This window comes from Pseudoalteromonas sp. UCD-33C (assembly GCF_001306895.1).
In the GTDB taxonomy this organism is placed as follows: Bacteria; Pseudomonadota; Gammaproteobacteria; order Enterobacterales; family Alteromonadaceae; genus Pseudoalteromonas.
In genome coordinates, this window is record NZ_LJTB01000006.1 from 35775 (window position 1) to 54410 (window position 18636).

Genomic DNA, 18636 nt, shown 5'->3' on the forward strand with positions numbered 1-18636 from the left:
CCAAAAGGTAAATATTGTGTGATGAATACGTATGCAATAGGAGGTTGCTGGGGAGAGCAGCGATCACAACCCTTTTTTATTAGTGATGTAATCGCAATATAGAGGGATTTATAGGGTAATAACAACACGAACAGCTAAGGCAATAAAGATCACCCCTAGCAATTTTTCGAGCCATGGATTTGTCTTGGTGAAACCAAAACGCTTTTTTGATATTTCGGTTAACAGTGCAACAAGTAGATACCAGCCTGTATCAAGCACAAATACCGTTAAACACATGATTAAACCAACTTGCAAAGTCAGGTTCTCAGGGTCAATAAATTGCGAAAACAGTGCTAAAAAGAATACCGCAAGTTTTGGGTTTAAAAAGGCAATAGCAAAGCCATCTTGCAGCGCGCTGCGAGGGCTAGGCTTAGTCTGCTCAACATTCAGTGTTTGCGAGCTGGATTTAGCTAACAGAATACGAATACCCAAATATGCGAGATAGGCTGCACCACCATAGACCAGCACTTGATAAAGCGTTGGTAACTGAGTCATCAGCGCACCTAAACCTAGTAACGAGGCACATGCATAAAAGCCAACCCCAATACCGTGGCTCAACGCCGCTAACATGCCGTTCTTCATACCGCCATGTAAGCTGTGTTTTAAAACCACAGCTAAACTCGGCCCCGGCGACATTGCCCCCATCACGCAAATTAAAACTAAACTCAACCACTCAGTTAGTGTCATTATTCGTTATTCTCAATTAGTAATAAAACGGATGTTATCTGACCATAAACCCCAGTGGCAGTGGTGATTGTTTTCACTTGCCAGCCAGCTTGACCTAATTCGAACACCCGTTGATTTAATGCATCAATATCGATACCGCCGAAAAAGCGCTTCTTTTTAAACTCAACTACTTTTTGCATGTTAGTCCATCAGTTGGTATTCAAAGTCATAATGATGAATACCCGATTCAATTCGAATTGCCATTTTACCACAGAGACCTTCAAGCTCTCCTGCGCCAGAGTCAGGCACCACTTCTAAAATCAATCGGTCAGCCCCTTTATCCATAGTGCCAAAATGTTGTAGTACAAAACTGCCTTGCTTACCCTCTAAGCTACCTACGACCTGTTCAATCGCTACATAACCTGCACTGCCCTGAGTTGCAGTCATGGCACTGAGCATTTCGCCTTGGCTTGTTGCCTCTAACGGACCTGAAAACTGTTTATCAATCGACATGCGTCCCAAATTTACGCCATCTTGCCCTGTGGCATAGCCGCCAATTGGGTTTAACTTTACGGTGAATTGACCACTGATCGTTGTAGATTCCATACTAATCCCTTAATAACTGTTGATTTTTAGAGCATTGATAACCATATCTATACCCTATTCACCAACAAGAATCTAGCATGTCTAACAATAAAGAAAAGGCCGCATTTAGTAGCCTGTTACCGATTTTAGCTTTTATAAAACCCTATAAATGGATGGTGTTTGCAGCCCTTGGCGCCTTGCTGCTTACGGCCGGTGTTAACTTGTCACTCGGACAAGGCGTTAAATTTGTTATCGACCATGGCTTTATTGCAGGCTCACAAGCTCAGCTTCAACAAGCGGTGATGGTATTGATTGGTTTAATAAGCTTATTGGCTGTAGGTACTTTTTGTCGCTTTTATTTAATGTCGTGGATTGGTGAGCGAGTCAGTAACGATATCCGTAAAGCCGTGTTTGATTGCATCGTTACATTACACCCAAGCTACTTTGAAGAAAACCGCAGCGGCGAACTGATGTCGCGACTAACCACCGATACCACCTTGTTGCAATCTATCATTGGCTCCTCTTTTTCGATGGCATTACGCAGTAGCTTAATGCTGATTGGTGGCTTGGCTATGCTACTTATCACCAACCTAAAGCTAACTCTTGTGGTTGTTGCCTGCGTACCCGTGGTACTACTGCCGATGATGATTTTTGGCCGAAAAGTGAGAAAGCTGGCAAGCTCAAGCCAAGATGCCATTGCCGATATCAGCACCTATGCTGGTGAGATCATACAAAATATTAAAGTCGTGCAAAGTTATAGTCACGAAGAGCGTGAAAAAGCCGCATTTAGCGAAGAAACCAACAAGGCGTTTCAAGTAGCGAAGAGCCGTATCAAACAGCGCTCGTTTTTGATTGCAGCGGTAATATTTCTGACCTTTAGTGCCATTAGCGTGATGCTGTGGGTCGGTGGCAGCGACGTATTAGCTGGCACCATGACTGGTGGTGAGCTAGGTGCTTTCGTGTTTTATGCGATTATGGTGGCGATGTCTGTAGCAACCGTTGCCGAAGTGTACGGTGAGTTGCAAAGAGCAGCAGGTGCAGCTGCACGATTATTAGAGCTACTCGCCGTTGAAAGCATGATAAAAAGTCCAGATACAAATCATGATGCACAACTTGAGGAAAACAAGCTTAATCACCCTGCTATCCAGTTTAATGATGTGTCTTTTCATTACCCTTCAAGGCCAGATAAAGCCGCTTTAAATGCGCTGAATTTACAAGTAAAACAGGGGCAAACTGTTGCAATCGTTGGCCCATCAGGCGCTGGTAAAACAACGTTGTTTGAATTACTACAGCGCTTTTATGACCCAAGTTCTGGGAGTATTTCGCTGGCAGGAATAAACATAAAAGCACTTTCTCTTGATTGCTTACGCCAGCAAATGGGGATGGTGGCACAAAACCCAATTTTATTTAGCTCAGACGTAATGCATAACATACGTTATGGCAACCCAAGCGCCAGCGACGAGCAAGTATATGCTGCGGCTAAATATGCCCATGCCGATGAGTTTATTAAGCAACTACCAGATGGTTACCACAGCTTTTTAGGGGAGCAAGGTGTTAGGCTCTCAGGTGGGCAAAAACAACGTATAGTACTAGCGCGCGCAATATTAAAAGACCCTGCCATTTTATTGCTTGATGAAGCAACCAGTGCACTCGACGCACAAAGTGAGTTTCATGTACAAGCTGCCCTTGAGCATTTAATGAAAGACAGAACAACACTGATTATTGCCCATCGTTTAGCCACAGTTAAACACGCCGATGTGATTGTCGTGATGGATAAAGGAGAAATTATTGCAACGGGTACGCATCAGCAATTATTTGAGACTAACCCATTGTATAAACAATTGTGCGAATTACAGTTTAATCGAGATTAAGAAGGGAAATGTCAGGTTTGAAAGGGCATATCAAACCTGACCACAAATCTAGATATAAAATCTAACCTTGTGTATTCGGTACGATCTGAATTTCTACGCGGCGGTTTAAAGCTCGGCCATTTGCTGAGTCATTGCTCGCCACAGGACGTGTTTCACCATAGCCTCGCGTGCTGATACGTGCAGACATAATCTGATGATTAACTAAGTAATCTTTTACGCTTTGCGCACGTTGTTGAGATAACGTCATATTGTAGCTATCTTTACCTGTGCTGTCGGTATGACCTTCAACGCTTAAGTAGGTTTTTTCGTATTTATTCATTACTTTAGCAATTGCGTCTAGGGTGCTATGAAAGCCAGAAGAAATATAAGATTGATCAGTTGCAAAGGTAATATTTGATGGCATCACTAGACGAATATTGTCGCCTTCACGAACCACTTCAACACCTGAACCTGCTAGCTCATCGCGAAATGCTTCTTCTTGCTTATCCATATAATCGCCAACGGCTGCACCTGCTAATGCACCAATAGCCGCACCAATGAAAATACGTTTATCGTCATGGTCACCAGTTGCTTTACCTAGTACTGCACCTGTAGCAGCACCAATCGCAGCGCCTTTACCTGTATTCGTAGTCTCACAACCTGTTAATAGAACGGCTAATACGCCCACTGTTAAAACTGATTTTGTAAAAGTCATGTATCTCTCCATGGCAATTATTCAAATTGAATTGTTAACAATTATGAATGAGCGTCTATGAACAAACTATGAAGAATGGGTTACTTATCGATTGCTACAGCAGTAACCGGAGGTAAGTTATAACTTTTGACCAATTCTGTTAAACGGCCATTGAGGACTAACGTATTGAGGCGTTCTTGAATTTTTTCGGCTAAACCCGAGCTTGCAAACTGCTTACTAAGGGCAATGTGACCATAAATAACATCTTTATAGCGATAAGGCATTTTTACGATATCTTGCGAAGGTCGCTGCAAAAACACTGAGGCATGATCAGCTGTGGTTTCAACAGCAATTACCAACTCAACGCGGCCCTTTAATAACATATCAAAAGCATTATGTTCGCTTAACGCTTCGACTTTGGTGAGTGTTTTATCGCTATCAAAACGAGGAAAGTGCGCAGCGCCTCGCATTACCGCAATACGCTTACCGACTAGGTCTTGATAATTGTTTATTTTAAGCTCGCTATCGGCTCTGGCATAAAACACAAAAGAAGATGACAGCATCATGTATGGTGGAGTAAGAAACTGCATTTTTTGCTCACGCGCTTCTGTGCGAATAAGCCCGCCCATTACATCTAGCTCATTTTGCTCGAGCATTTTTAAACAACGAGAAAACGGGCAAGCGACATACTCAAGCTTGATAGGCAAGGTACGCTGCATTTCACGCATAATATCCACTATTGCGCCACTGACTCTACCATCTTCAGAGACCATGCCATAAGGAGGCGCATGATCAACAGCCACCACAACTTTCTCAAAAGAGGTTGCAAGTGCAAAGCTGCTGCAAAGTAATAACAATAAACTGGTAATATAGCGTTTCATAGTGATACTCATAACTACGTTCACTCGTTCTCTATATTGTAGACGGCCTTGTGTCATAAAAACCACAAAAATGTCATACAATTTTGTCATAATAGAAACAATCATCCTGTAACGGCAACAGTAATGTTATTTTTCATCTTTAAACAATTCTTTTTATTAGGCTGTATGAGCTTTGGCGGTCCTGCGGCACACCTTGGTTATTTTAAGCGCCACTTTGTTGATAACTTAAAATGGCTCACTGCTGAGCGCTATGCGCAATTGATAAGCCTAAGCCAAGCATTACCAGGCCCTGGTTCAAGCCAAGTTAGCTTTGCTATGGGGGTTGAAAAAGGGGGCATATTAGGCGGCCTATGTGCTTTTATTGGTTTTACCCTGCCCTCATTTTTGATTATGTTTTTTTTGGCTCTTAGTGCTCATCAATTTGGTGATATTTACTTTGCAGTGATTGCCGGGCTTAAGCTCTTTGCTGTGGTGATTGTTGCGGATGCGACCTACAGTATGGCAATGAGCTTTTGCAAAAACCACTTACATAAGCTAATCGCGGTATTGAGCACGATTGCACTGATTGTGTTCTCACAGCTATCAAGCCAGATTCTCGTGCTGATTGCAGCTGCAGCCATAGGTTGGTTTTATCCTCAGCTTAAACTGCCAGAGAACCAAGAACATAAACCTGTGAAAATTGCTTGGTTACCGCTTTTTTTATTTACAGTCTTGTTACTGATCAGCTTTTTACCTTTAGGCGAAGGGTTTTCTTTGTTTGCCCCATTTTACCAAACTGGCGCTATGGTCTTTGGTGGCGGCCACGTTGTGTTACCCATTTTACAAGCTGGCGTGCCGAGCCTTGAAACCGAGCAGTTTTTATCTGCTTATGCCAGTGCTCAGGCCATACCTGGACCGATGTTCACAATAGCTACATACTTAGGCGCACAAGTGTCGCCGAATACACCACTTTTAGGTGCCATTGTCGCGACCATCATGATTTTCTTACCGGGCTTTTTATTGATGCTAGCCTTTATGAAAAGCTGGCTACAACTGGCTGATAAGCCTCGCTTTGCGGGCAGTATTGCAGCGCTAAATGCGGCTGTTGTGGGTTTTTTAGCTGCCGCCCTTTATTCACCTATTTGGCAATCGGCAGTGCAAAATTTGTGGCAAGTAGCTTTAGTCATTGCAGCATTTACGTGGCTAAGAATGGCAAAGCCACCTATTTGGTGGCTATTGTTAGGCTTTATTGCACTGAGCGTGCTAGCTAGTTAGTCAGTTTTAAGTTTTTTCGCGCACAGGGTTAGCAACCTTGATACTTGGTTTTAGCCCTGTTTGAGCTTCGCTTGTATTTAACTGCCCAGTAACACTTTGATATGGTCTAAGTCCAAAGATTGGCAACACAGCAAGCAGGTGATCCATGATCTCTGCTTGCAAGTGCTCGTATGAAATCCAACGCTTATCTTCACTAAAGCAGTAAAACTCAATAGGTAAGCCGTGATTCATCGGCTGTAGCTCACGCACCATTAAGGTCAAATCACGATTAATTTTCTCATGTTGCTTTAAGTAACCTTCAGCATAACGACGGAACAAGCCAAGGTTTGTCACCGGATCGGGCAAGCTTGAAACACGAATATAGTCGTTAAGTGGAATAGCAGCATCAATTTGCTCTCGAAACGCATCATCAACCAAACGAATACTATTCATATCAATGTTTAAAGAACGCTTGATACGACGACCACCCGACTCTTGCATGCCACGCCAGTTTTTAAATGACCCAGCAACCAGCATATAAGTCGGAATGGTTGTAATGGTGTTATCCCAGTTACGTACTTTTACCGTATTTAAACCAAGGTCGATAACCTCGCCATCCGCGCCATAGCTATCCACTTGGATCCAATCGCCATAAGTCACTAATCGGTTAGCTGCAATTTGAATACTGGCGACAAAGCCCAAAATGGTGTCTTTAAATACGAGTAAGGTCACCGCCGCTATCGCACCAAAGCCAGAGAGAATATAAGTTGGTGACTTTTCGAGCAAAATACTCACAATGAGAATGGCGCAAACCATAAATGTGATAAGTTTAACAACCTGTATCAAGCCCTGAATCGGAATATCGCGGGCAAAATCAAGTTGGTTATAAATGCCACCAGCAATGCTCACCACACTACTTAAAATGAAGCCACCATAAATGATCAATGCCACTTGGCCTACGGTTTTCAAAACCAACGCAGCGACATCATGAACTGGATACACATAATCAAAGGTTGCCAAATACAGTACGCAGCACAATATCCCCGCAAAACGCCGATTCAGTTTATTGAGCATTGGAGTAAGCGCACCTATGCGCTCTGGAGACAGGCGTGTAACAACCTTTTGAATACCCGGCAGCAGCAGTCGACGGGTAAACATATAAATTAATAGTAATGAGCCAACGCCAATCGCTGTAGCAGTTAATGCACTTAACAGCGCCGCATCTGGCATTGATTCAAACCAAGGCATCACCAGCTCTTGCAGGTGAGTTTGCTTCATGGGGTTTCAACCTCTTTATTGATGTTGGCAATGTACTCAGCTTGTTGGGCTTGATGATAAGTTAGTAGCTGAGCGTCTTTTTGCAACCATAACTCATTAATATGTTGTTGAAAAGCCGTTCTAAATGCACGGTCATGCTGATAATCACCAATCATCTCTGCGCTAATTGCTTGTACGTGCATTTCAACTTTGATCACATTAAGGCGGCCACGCATCAGGTTACGGCAAATATGATCGCCCTCGCCTTGGTAAATAATCGAGGTATTTAATAATGCATCAAACTGTTCGCCTAACACCTCAAGGGCAAATGCAATACCGCCCGCTTTAGGTTTTAAAAGATAAGTAAACGGACTATTTTGTTTTTTGTGTTTTTGGCATGTAAAGCGCGTACCTTCAACAAAGTTGATAATGGTTGTCGGGTGATTACGGAAGTCGCGGCAACTGCGCTTAGTGCGCTCAACATCGAGACCTTTCAGCTTAGGGTTTTTTGCCAGCTGTGCTTTGCTAACACGTTTCATGAAAGGCATACCCATGGCCCACGCGCCGGTGCCAATGAATGGCACATACTTCAGCTCATCTTTTAAAAAGAACTTTGGCGCGGGTAAAACATCAATCGCACTTAGAACAACAATGTCTAACCAACTCATGTGATTAGAGATAAGTAAGTACCAACCATCTGTACTGACTTTGCCTTTAATATCAATATCGATTGTGGGGCAACCTAACCACAAAGCCAAGCGGTTACCTTTACACCAACCGCGATAGGCCGCATGAAGAATGTCGCTAACCACTTTAAATGGCAGTATTAATTTAAGCACACCAAACAGCAGCACAAGCGTGCCCCAAATGATTACATTAGCAAACAAGACAATGCTAACTAGAACGCCTGTTAACCAATTTGGTAAAAATTTCTTTAACATAAGTGTGCTCTCGACTGCGTTAGCAATACTACTGTGTTTTTGCTTCTAACTCGGCTAGCTGCTGGTTTTTTTCATTCCAAATGCGGTTTAATTCAGCTTGAAAGTTAACTCTAAACTCAGCATCACCGGTGTAATCACCGATTAAATTAGGGCTTACTTCCATCACTTCTACTCGCACTTCGACTTCTTTTACACGACCACTGGCAAAATCTACAAAGCTAGGAATACCACCAGGGTAATGAATAGTGACATTGACCACTTTGGAAATTTGCTCACCCATTGCTTGCATAACAAACGCAACACCACCCGCTTTTGGCTTTAATAAGTGCTCAAAAGGACTATTTTGGCGCGAGTGCTTTTGCGGTGTAAAACGCGTACCTTCAACAAAGTTAACGATACTTACTGGCATTTCTTTGAATTTTTCACAGGCTTTGCGCGTGGTTTCTAAGTCTTTACCACGCAATTTAGGGTTTTTCTTTAACTGAGCTTTACTCGTGCGAGTCATAAATGGGAAATCCAATGCCCACCAAGCAAGACCTAAAAAAGGAACGTAGATCAGTTCTTTTTTCAAGAAAAAGTTTAAAAACGGTATGCGGCGATTAAACACGCGTTGCATTACAACGATATCTACCCAGCTTTGATGATTTGCGATCACCAAGTACCAGTCTTTCGCTTTTAGTTGCTCAAGACCTGTCACGTTTAGCTTATATGAAGCAAATATGTTTTGGTTGATGCTGTTGCAACTCACCCACATAGTAGCGCATTGCTTAGCAATCCAACTCATTACTTTTTGCAATGGCTTAATTGGGATCAGTTTAATCACGCCACAAATAAAGATGGGCACAAACCAAAAAAGTGTATTGAGGGTGTAAAATATAAAACTGAACACACAACGGATCATGGACATTACTACTTATTCCTTTAATGCTTAATCTTCAAAATACGTATAGCCAGCAAGGCCTGCATTTAGTTCTGACAAATATTGTGCCTTAGATTGCTCATCAATTGCCAGTGAGTTAACCCGTTTTGCAAAGTTTTCAGCAAGAATGTCGCTATCATAATCAACAAACTTTAATACGTCCTTAACGCTGTCACCTTTAATTGCGTTAGTCAGCTGATAACCCGCTTCAGTAAGCTCAACATGCACTGAATCTGTGTCACCGAACAGGTTATGTAAATCACCTAAAATTTCTTGATACGCACCCACTAAGAACATCGCAATGTGGTATTGCTGACCTTGCTTGTACTCAGGAATAGGTAAGCTGCTCTCAATACCTGTACCTTCAACATAGTTACGAATTTGTCCATCAGAGTCACAGGTAATGTCTTGAATAATAGCGCGTTGCGTTAATGGCTGATGAAGGTTTTCTACTGGCATTACTGGGAATAACTGCTGAATACCCCAAACATCTGGCAGTGATTGGAATAATGAGAAATTAACAAATAGCTTATCGGCCAGCTTTTCGTTTAAATCATCTAACACTTCACGGTGGGCACGGGCATTCTCGCTGAGAGATGCTCGAACACGGTGTAAAATGGTGAAATACAGCTGCTCGAGCTTTGCCCATTCAAGCATAGTGAGTAGGCCATGCACATATTGGTCATGGGCTTCACTAAATAGATGCATTGCATCATGATAAATTTCTAGTGCCATTCGCGGCGTTAAACGCTGTAAGCACTGCCACATTTCATCTAACACTAATACGCTGTCAGCCTCAGGCGCCGTTGGATTCGCATGGTTAGGTGCACGCTCAACATCAATAACATCTGTAATTAATACTGCGTGGTGCGCAGTTAACGCACGGCCAGATTCAGTAATAATGGCTGGGTGGTTAAGATCATGTTGTTGGCATACTTCAGCAAATGCATTCACTACATTACGTGCATACTCTTCAACACTGTAGTTCATCGAACACGAACTACGTGAACCAGACCCTTCATAGTCAACACCTAAACCGCCACCAACATCAACTGTATTAAGTGGCACGCCTAACTGTGTTAACTCTGCAAAATGGCGGGCACATTCACGCAGTGCTCGATGAATATCACGGATATTGGCAATTTGAGAACCTATATGGAAATGCACCAATTGCATTAAATGGAGTTTATTACGTGACTTAAGTAGCTCAACAGCAGAAAGCACTTGGCCTGCAGTTAAACCAAACTTGCCTTTTTCGCCACCGGTATTCTGCCATTTGCCCTTACCAACCGAGTTTAAGCGAATGCGAATACCGATTGATGGCTCAATACCTAAGTCATCAATTTCAGCCAATAAGGTGGTTAGTTCAGACAGTTTTTCTACAACAATATGAACCTTATGGCCCATGCCTTGACCGATACAGGCTAAACGTAAAAACTCACTGTCTTTGTAGCCATTACAAACAATGGTAATTGGCTCTTGTGCTACACCTAAAATCGCCATAAGCTCGGGCTTTGAGCCGGCTTCAAGGCCGACTAAACCACTTGGGTGAGCAAGTAGTTTACTAACCACAGAGCGCTGCTGATTAACCTTGATTGGGTAAACACAGGTATAACTACCTTGATATTCACGGGCATTACAGGCTTTGGTAAAAGCACTCGTTAGGGTATCAACACGATTTTGTAAAATGTCGGTAAAGCGTACTAGTACAGGTAAAGTAAGACCTTGCTTTTTGAATTGCTCGGTTAGTTCAGATAAAGACACCGCAGCTTTTGTTTGATCGCCATCAGGGTAAGCCACCAGCTCACCTTGTGCGTTAATGTCAAAGTAACCGTCACTCCAATGAGCAACATTGTATGTATCGCGTGCTTTGTCTAAACCCCAAGTCATGGCAATATCTTCTGTAATTTCATTAAATATAAACGCACATTTTAATACGCTAGGGCTGACCACGCTAACAAAAATTGCGCTATATGCCAAAGTGATAAAAAATATTCGCTATACTGATTAAAATTTGATTGAGCAATTGGTCAAGCACTGGCAAAATTGCCCCCCTTTTTTACCATTAACCAAAAGTGTATAAGCAAGATGGCTAATTTAGATCAAAACAACTGGTTCACTGAAATTAGTGACCGTGATGGTAGTGCCTTTTCGTTACGCATTACTAAAAAGCTTGATGAACAGCAATCGCCATTTCAAAAAGTAGAAATGTACGAAACAACTGACTTCGGTAATCTGATGATTATTGACGGTTGTACTATGGTAAGTAGCCGTGAAAACTTTTTTTATCACGAGATGATCAGCCATCCGGCATTGCTTGCACACCCAAATCCAAAAAATGTTGTGATCATTGGTGGTGGTGACTGCGGTACTTTACGCGAAGTTTTAAAACACCCAGGTGTTGAGAGCGTAACGCAAATTGATATCGACGAAGTCGTGACACAAATGTCACTTAAATACTTCCCTGAGCTGTGTGAATCAAACCAAGATCCTCGCGCAACAGTGATGTTTGACGACGGCATCAAGTACATGCGTGAAGCAGCGCCAGAATCAATCGATGTAGTAATTGTTGATGGTACAGATCCAGTTGGTCCGGGCGAAGGTTTATTCAACCACGCTTTCTATACTAGCTGTTTAACTGCACTTCGCCCGGGTGGCATCTTAATTCAGCAAAGTGAATCACCACTTATGCATATGCCACTATTAGTAGAAATGCGTGATGCAATGACAGAAGTGGGTTTTGTTGACCTACAAACGCTGCCTTTCCCACAGCCAATTTACCCAAGCGGTTTATGGTCAGTAACCCTTGCTCGTAAGTCAGAAGCATTCGCAGGGTTTCGTGAAGATGATGCAAATACACTGGCGCAAAGCACAGAGTACTATAATGCAGGTATTCACCACGGCGCATTAGCGACACCAAATTATATGAAACGTGCTTTTGAGAAAAAGTAAGCGTTTTTAGCTAGATGTAAAAAAGGGCTCATTGAGCCCTTTTTTGTTGGTTTATAATTAGACTTTAAATCGATTCACTAAATGATTGAGCTCATCAGTGAGTTGGTTCATACGATTAGCCACTTCTTGTGTTGAACTTGCTAAGCCGCCCCCTTGTTGGGTTTGGTCATTTAAGTCTGATAAATTTTGGCTAATTTCATCTGCCACAGCAGTTTGCTCTTCAGTCGCTTGCGCTGTCTGCATCGCCATATCATTTACCTTAACTGATGACTCTTGCATTGAGTTAAGCACATCATTGGTTTGTGTGAATGACTCAACCGCTTCATCGGCATATTGCTTACCACTGTTAATAGCTTGCAGCGACTGTTCTACGCTTGTAGCAAACTGCTCGACCATAGTTTGAATATCATTAGTGCTATCTTGCGTGCGAGTCGCAAGGGTACGAACCTCATCAGCTACTACCGCAAAACCTCGCCCTTGCTCTCCGGCGCGGGCCGCTTCAATTGCTGCATTCAGTGCAAGTAGATTAGTTTGCTCAGCAATAGCACGAATAACTTCAAGCACTTTAGCAATGTTGTCTGAGCTTTGTTGTAACTCAGTTGAACGCTGGCTGGCATGCTCCATGTTGTCTGATAGCGCAATAATTTTACGGCTTGAATTATCAACCGCAGCTAAACCTTGTTTAGCTAGCTGCTGCGAATTATCGGCTTCGTGAGATGAGTTTTGCGCCACATTAGCTACTTCGCGACTTGCTACACTCATTTCATGTACAGCACTGACTATAGACTCAGATGCTTGGCTAAGCTTTTGGTTAACTTGATGGTTTTGATTTGCAAAGTTATCTAAATCGTTGCCTAGATTATGTAGCTCTTTCGCTTGCTCTAAAATATCTTTGATTAACTGCTGCAGATTATCTAAAAAGCGATTAAATGCAGTTGCTAACTCGGCAAATTCATCTTGCGTTTTAACATTGATACGACCTGTTAAATCACCATCTCCAGAGGCTATCTCGTTAATCCGCTCTGTGACAAAGTTAATTTGTTTTGTAAGCTGGCGCGGCACAAAATAACTAAACCAACCAGCAACAGCTAAAACCACAGCAATCATCACCATAAGCATCACTTTAAAGCCTATTACTTTATCCATCAGCTTTTCTGTCTCTGCTTGAGAGGTTTTGTCTGCCGCTTCTCCGGCTTTATCTAAAATATCACGTAGTGCTGAAAAGCTTTGCTCAGACGCTTGTTTTTGTGAAGCATTTGCTGGGTTATTAATATGAGCTGTTGATGCTGCATACCAAGCGTCAAATGCGCTATCAAAGTTACGAAACTGACCAGTCACCTCAGAATATGGCGACATATAAGATAAATATTGCTTGAAACGGTCTTTAACCTGTTCGGCATTTTCTTGATGGTCAGTAAGTTGGCCTTTATCCCCTTTCATTAGGGTAACGAGTTGCAGCTCTGCCACTTTAGCTTGGTATAGGTCTCGGTCAGCATTAACAACCACAGAGACCGCATTTAAGAAGCGTTCTGACTGTGCATCAATCGCTTCTTTTTGAAGGTTAATTAGATAGGTATAGCCAGCAATTAAAATGACGATAGCAATGCCGAGTAGCACAATAGGCAAAGAACTTTTGACGCGAATGCTTTGTAACTTCATACATTATCCTAATTCAAATTCTAATCAGCACGTTCATTAGAATGTTAGTAGAAAAACTGAAAAAGTGTATGAAATTAAAAGTGCCAGCTCGCTGAAAGTTGTAATTGCTGCTGCGAGTTATGCTCATTAAATCCCATACTGGGTCTATTTTGAGCGTCACTGCTCAGCACTGAATATTCAGCACCTACTTGCCACTTGGTCGACAGTTGATAACGCCAACTTGCGGTTAAAGCTTCTCCACGACTTTGATTAGGATCAAATTGCCAATCATCATGATCGCTAACCTTAAAATAATCATACCTAATTGTGAGACGATGCTGGTCCAACTTGTGACTTAATAGAACAAAATGACTATAAAAATCATTGTCTACCCCACGATTTGTACCCATCGCAGTTTTACCATCAAGGATCTGAACAATAATGCGGGTTTGCTTATTAAACTTATATAACCATGCCGCGCTTAAAAAACGTGTATCCCACGCATACTGACCAGTACGGGTATTCAACGCACCTGGATCGCCATTGTTGTCATAATAATAAACACGTAATTGCGATTTTTTTTGATAATCCCAATGTGCACCGACGTAATAACCAAAGCGCCCATCGACTTCTTCGAAAGGCTCAACATACTCAGCTTGCTTTTCTAACTGCATCCACTCAAAAGAATGTGGAATAGCAAAGTCGATTTGTTCGTTGAACGTGGTTTGCCGGTCATGCATAGCGAACCCTCGCCATGACAGTAGTGTTCCAGCTGGATCGTTACCTTTAAAAACCGCAGCAAAGCCTTCAAAGCTATGGTTACTTCTAAATTTTCTACCTGGGCGCTTGATGTTTGCCTCTAAACCAAAGGCCCGCAACTCTTCGCCAATCCAGCTATTAATCGCAGAATTAGTATAGTTATAAGGTGACATCCAACCACTTTGTGGGTTTTCAAGTGACATTTTTGGATAAAAGCCACCCGCTTTAACAGCCCATTTGTAACGACTTGCAGTGAGCGGTTGATATTGTAAGTAAGCCTGAGTAAAACCGACTGTTAGTTCAGGATCAGGAAGGGCGTTAAGCACTGTATGCGCAGACCAATCACTCGTTAACTCAAAACGACTACTCAGCATAGCTTGGGATATCACAACACCATCATGCTCTTGGTCATAACGGTATAAGCCAATTCCTTTGCGCTGATAGCTCGCTAGTTGGTCACCACGCACAGCCGAAACAGTTACCAGCCCATCATGCTCAGCAAATGCCACTGCAGGCAACCCAAAAACACTCGCCAGTGCTAAAGCTTGCCATTTATTCATAATCATCAAACTCGTCACTGCTTAATTCTAGTTTTGGTAATAAGGCTTGTTTTAGCTGGTAGCTCAATGACTTTGCATTGTTAGTCATATCGATGGTTTCTGGTGTGCTGATATCATTAAAGCGGTCATGCCAAACAGCCAAAGTAAACTTACCTTCTGGTAAGCTTAACTCAACCATACCTTGCTCATCTGTTTGCCCATAAATACCCCCATCTACAACCACAATGTAACCCAGCATCCAGTCATGAATGTTACAGCCAAGCTCAACAACCCCCGATTGTGCAAAGTTAATCGGTTTTTCTGGTTTATCGTGGTAAAGCTTTAACTCAAATTGCTTTGCTTTAGAAAATGAATAAACGTGGTGCATGATTGAATCAAGGTTAGGAAACTCAACATTAGCCCCTTGTGGCACTGCCAACACATGAGGCACAAAGGCACGTTTTTTTTGGCTCATCGTGTAATGACTATCAAGAGATGTGAGTTGTTTTGAGCCTTTAAGCCAAACCACTGCATTTTTGACAGGTTGATTCTGCTTATCAACTATCTGTATTTGCTGTGCCAATAAACATTGACTAAACAATAGTAGTAGCAAGAGGGTTATTCTTGTCATTTTGCTAAACCTTTTTAGGTGCTGGGCTGGATATCGCCGCGTTCACTTTGTTGAATACGTATGCAGATCTCTCGTATTAACCAGCAAGTCACTTTATGCTTTAAGGATATATGTGAATACATGACAACAATCCATAACCATAAGCCGCCAAGGAACAACAATGCGATTAACTGCCTTAATGTTAGCAGCCTTTTCAGGTACTTGCCTAGCACAAACCACAACCGTCAGTTCACCTGATGGGCAGATCAAAGTAACTATCTCAGATGAGCAACACACACCTAGCTACGAAATCAGCTTTGCCGGTAAACAAGTCATTGCTAACTCTTCGTTAGGCCTTGTTTTTAAACAACAACCAGCAATGAGTGAAGGTTATAAAATTAGCAGCCAAACCACTGATTCGGTAAAAAGCAGCTGGGAGCAACCTTGGGGTGAACGCCAAACTGTGGTTGATAACCATAACGAAGTCGCTGTTACCTTTAAAAAACCACAACCACAAGGTGGCACATTTACGGTACGTTTTCGTGCTTTTAATGATGGTGTAGGCTTTCGATACGAATTACCAAAACAAGCTGGCTATGATGATGTAGAAATCACTAAAGAGCTTACAGAGTTTGCTATTACAGATTCATCAGATGCAACAGCTTGGTGGATCCCCGCTCGTGGTTGGAACCGTTATGAATATGTTTATAACACCACCCCACTTCATAAAGCAGCACTTGTGCACACACCATTTACTATAAAAAATAAAGAGGGTGTGCATATCAGTATTCACGAAGCTGTCCTTGTTGATTATGCAGGCATGGTTTTAAATCAACGTCGTGATGGTACCTTCCAAGCCGATCTAACACCTTGGTCAGACGGTGTAGCGGTCAAAAAACAAGGCGCATTTAATACTCCTTGGCGTACAATTCAAATTGGTGATGAAGCCGTTGATTTAATCAACTCAGATATCATCTTAAACTTAAACGAACCAAATAAACTGGGTGATGTATCTTGGGTAAAACCCGGTAAATACGTAGGTATTTGGTGGGGTATGCACATCAATGAAAATACTTGGGGTAGCGGTAAGATTCATGGAGCAACCACTGCAAACACTAAGTATTACATGGACTTCGCTGCTAAATATGGCTTCGATGGCGTGTTAGTTGAAGGCTGGAATATTGGCTGGGATGGCGACTGGTTTTTTAACGGTGACGTATTTAGCTTCACACAACCTTACGACGACTTTGATATTGAAGAGCTGACACGTTACGGCAAAGAAAAAGGCGTACAATTAATTGGTCACCACGAAACTTCGGGCAACGTGACCAACTACCGTAACCAAATGGAAGATGCATTTGCGTTATACGAAAAATCAAATGTAAGCCAAGTTAAAACAGGTTATGTCGCCGACGGTGGTAACATCAAGCGTATCGATGAAAACGGCATTGTACGCAAAGAATGGCACGATGGTCAGTTCATGGTTAATGAATACCTACACAACGTAAAACTAGCTGCAAAGCATAAAATTAGTATCAACACACATGAGCCTGTGAAAGATACCGGCCTACGTCGTACATACCCGAACTGGATTGCTCGTGAAGGTGCCCGTGGTCAAGAGTTTAACGCATGGGGTACACCACCGAACCCACCAGAGCATATTCCTATGCTAGCTTTCACCCGTATGCTTGCAGGCCCAATGGATTTTACGCCAGGTATTTTTGATATGGGCTTTAACGGTTTAGGTGCTGATACCAACCGCCCACAAACAACCCTAGCGAAGCAATTAGCGCTATACGTTGTAATGTACAGCCCAATTCAAATGGCGGCAGATTTACCACGTAACTACTTAGCGAAGCCAGATGCATTCCAGTTTATTCAGGATGTACCAACTGATTGGCAACAAAGTATTGCACTACAAGGTGAGGTTGGCGATTACGTTGTGTTTGCACGTAAAGAACGCAAGCGTGATCAATACTCAGGTAACGACTGGTATCTAGGTGCTGTTACAGACGAAAAAGCTCGCACTTTAGAAGTGAAGTTAGACTTCTTAGATAAAGGTAAAAAGTTTGAAGCGCAAATCTACCGTGACGGTGACAAAGCCGAATGGGTAAATAACCCTTACGACTTAAAAGTAGAAAAACGCGTTGTTACTGCTGATGATAAGCTAACATTAAAGCTTGCCACCAGCGGCGGCACAGCGATTCGATTTAAAGCAATCTAAGCTAAAAGCTGTAAGTTTTAAGCTTCAAGAAAAAAGAGCGCGGCATTTGATGTCGCGCTTTTTTATTGTTTTGAGAAATAGGAGGACGAGTATTGGCTATGGTTACTTGCAAATCACCTTTCTCAAAGGTAAATTTTTTGAATGATTACTCAGGTAAGTAAAGAATGGACCCTTTAGAAAGACTTGCACAGAGAAATACCGCACATAAAACAGCTCGAAAAAAAGAAAAGCGTGAATTACTTTGGCATATTCCGATCACTGTAATCAGTATTTTGACTTATATGTCTATTTACATCTTTTTAGTGACTGACGACATAAATCCGAATGATTTGCCAATAACTGTAAAGCCAGTATGGGTGGTTTCAAATCTACTAACTCTAGGGCTAGGTGCCACGCTCTTTGTAAGCAGTATTGCGTTTTTAGTATTTCTATATTTTTTAACGAAATATATAAAGGTAAATATTTTAAAGCTCAAAGTGGCAACTATAACTGCTATGCTATTTCTGGTTAGTGTATCTTTTTTTGCACTTGGCAATTTTTGTAACAGCTTAATTTATAAGAATAAAATTTTAATTGCCGACTTCATGCATTTTGGCTTTTATAAACCACCAACTCTCATTCAGATGGCTTTAAACTGGCTAACTATCTTAATAGTTATCTTGTTACTTTCTTTAAATTTCATCATTGCTTCAGCACCTTTCAAAGCAAGAAAGCACTTTAAAACTAGTTTTATTGATAACTCATAACTGAGGCAACTTAAATTATAAGTAACTAACTGCTCTGTAAATCTCCACCCATAAAAAAGCAGCCCACTCGGGCTGCTTGAAACTTATAGCTTAAGGCTTAAAG

General features: G+C 42.1%; 17 protein-coding genes. 5 read left to right on the forward strand and 12 right to left on the reverse strand.

What is annotated here, in order from left to right; genetic code table 11:
• Nucleotides 1-108: 108 nt before the first annotated feature.
• Genes AOG26_RS12775 through AOG26_RS12785 form a run of 3 tightly spaced genes read right to left on the reverse strand, consistent with a single transcriptional unit; the run spans nt 109 to nt 1311 of the window.
• Nucleotides 109-726: a LysE family translocator gene (locus AOG26_RS12775; RefSeq protein ID WP_054562837.1), complete on the reverse strand. Its 618-nt coding sequence runs from the start codon at nt 724-726 to the stop codon at nt 109-111.
• On the reverse strand, nt 726-905 hold the full coding sequence (locus AOG26_RS12780) for a DUF4177 domain-containing protein (protein ID WP_054554414.1): 180 nt from the start codon (nt 903-905) through the stop codon (nt 726-728). The genes AOG26_RS12775 and AOG26_RS12780 overlap by 1 nt, the downstream gene beginning before the upstream one ends.
• A 1-nt stretch (nt 906) precedes the next feature.
• On the reverse strand, nt 907-1311 hold the full coding sequence (locus AOG26_RS12785; RefSeq protein ID WP_054562838.1) for a DUF3224 domain-containing protein: 405 nt from the start codon (nt 1309-1311) through the stop codon (nt 907-909).
• Between the two features lie 77 nt (nt 1312-1388).
• Here AOG26_RS12785 and AOG26_RS12790 point away from each other — a divergent pair, with 77 nt between their 5' ends.
• Nucleotides 1389-3161, forward strand: a complete 1773-nt coding sequence (locus AOG26_RS12790; RefSeq protein WP_054562839.1) for an ABC transporter transmembrane domain-containing protein — start codon at nt 1389-1391, stop codon at nt 3159-3161.
• Nucleotides 3162-3222: 61 nt separating this feature from the next.
• On the opposite strand, the gene AOG26_RS12795 is transcribed toward AOG26_RS12790, so the two are convergent.
• Both AOG26_RS12795 and AOG26_RS12800 read right to left on the reverse strand, forming a co-directional pair.
• Nucleotides 3223-3855, reverse strand: a complete 633-nt coding sequence (locus AOG26_RS12795; protein ID WP_054562840.1) for an OmpA family protein — start codon at nt 3853-3855, stop codon at nt 3223-3225.
• 80 nt (nt 3856-3935) lie between these two features.
• Nucleotides 3936-4715: a substrate-binding periplasmic protein gene (locus AOG26_RS12800; RefSeq protein ID WP_082401673.1), complete on the reverse strand. Its 780-nt coding sequence runs from the start codon at nt 4713-4715 to the stop codon at nt 3936-3938.
• A gap of 123 nt (nt 4716-4838) precedes the next feature.
• Between AOG26_RS12800 and chrA the strand changes: the two genes are divergently transcribed.
• Nucleotides 4839-5969 (forward strand): chromate efflux transporter, encoded by a 1131-nt coding sequence (chrA, locus tag AOG26_RS12805; RefSeq protein ID WP_054562842.1) that lies wholly within the window; start codon nt 4839-4841, stop codon nt 5967-5969.
• A 6-nt stretch (nt 5970-5975) separates the two neighbouring features.
• On the opposite strand, the gene AOG26_RS12810 is transcribed toward chrA, so the two are convergent.
• The 4 genes from AOG26_RS12810 to speA are packed head-to-tail and all read right to left on the reverse strand — an operon-like array spanning nt 5976 to nt 10955.
• Complete coding sequence (locus tag AOG26_RS12810) at nt 5976-7226, reverse strand: mechanosensitive ion channel family protein (protein ID WP_054562843.1); 1251 nt, start codon at nt 7224-7226, stop codon at nt 5976-5978.
• Nucleotides 7223-8146, reverse strand: coding sequence for an acyltransferase (locus AOG26_RS12815; protein WP_054562844.1), 924 nt, complete (start codon nt 8144-8146; stop codon nt 7223-7225). The genes AOG26_RS12810 and AOG26_RS12815 overlap by 4 nt, the downstream gene beginning before the upstream one ends.
• A gap of 28 nt (nt 8147-8174) precedes the next feature.
• Nucleotides 8175-9053, reverse strand: coding sequence for an acyltransferase (locus AOG26_RS12820; protein WP_054562845.1), 879 nt, complete (start codon nt 9051-9053; stop codon nt 8175-8177).
• 21 nt (nt 9054-9074) lie between these two features.
• Complete coding sequence (gene speA, locus AOG26_RS12825; protein ID WP_054563033.1) at nt 9075-10955, reverse strand: biosynthetic arginine decarboxylase; 1881 nt, start codon at nt 10953-10955, stop codon at nt 9075-9077.
• A 198-nt stretch (nt 10956-11153) separates the two neighbouring features.
• Between speA and speE the strand changes: the two genes are divergently transcribed.
• Entirely contained in the window at nt 11154-12017 is an 864-nt protein-coding gene (gene speE / locus AOG26_RS12830; protein WP_054562846.1) for a polyamine aminopropyltransferase, read from the forward strand.
• 57 nt (nt 12018-12074) lie between these two features.
• Here speE and AOG26_RS12835 read toward each other — a convergent pair whose 3' ends face one another.
• The 3 genes from AOG26_RS12835 to AOG26_RS12845 all read right to left on the reverse strand — a co-directional run bounded on the left by AOG26_RS12835 (nt 12075) and on the right by AOG26_RS12845 (nt 15584).
• Entirely contained in the window at nt 12075-13676 is a 1602-nt protein-coding gene (locus AOG26_RS12835) for a methyl-accepting chemotaxis protein (protein ID WP_054562847.1), read from the reverse strand.
• A gap of 74 nt (nt 13677-13750) precedes the next feature.
• Complete coding sequence (locus tag AOG26_RS12840; protein WP_054562848.1) at nt 13751-14980, reverse strand: hypothetical protein; 1230 nt, start codon at nt 14978-14980, stop codon at nt 13751-13753.
• Nucleotides 14967-15584 carry a methylamine utilization protein gene (locus AOG26_RS12845; protein ID WP_054562849.1) on the reverse strand — a complete coding sequence of 206 codons (618 nt, stop codon included), beginning with the start codon at nt 15582-15584 and terminating at the stop codon, nt 14967-14969. Before AOG26_RS12845 ends, AOG26_RS12840 begins: the two co-directional genes overlap by 14 nt.
• A gap of 160 nt (nt 15585-15744) precedes the next feature.
• Here AOG26_RS12845 and AOG26_RS12850 point away from each other — a divergent pair, with 160 nt between their 5' ends.
• Both AOG26_RS12850 and AOG26_RS12855 read left to right on the forward strand, forming a co-directional pair.
• Nucleotides 15745-17787 (forward strand): glycoside hydrolase family 97 protein, encoded by a 2043-nt coding sequence (locus AOG26_RS12850; protein WP_054562850.1) that lies wholly within the window; start codon nt 15745-15747, stop codon nt 17785-17787.
• A gap of 164 nt (nt 17788-17951) precedes the next feature.
• The gene (locus AOG26_RS12855) at nt 17952-18533 is read left to right on the forward strand and encodes a hypothetical protein (RefSeq protein WP_054562851.1); all 582 of its coding nucleotides are present in this window, start codon (nt 17952-17954) and stop codon (nt 18531-18533) included.
• The last annotated feature ends 103 nt before the right edge of the window (nt 18534-18636 follow it).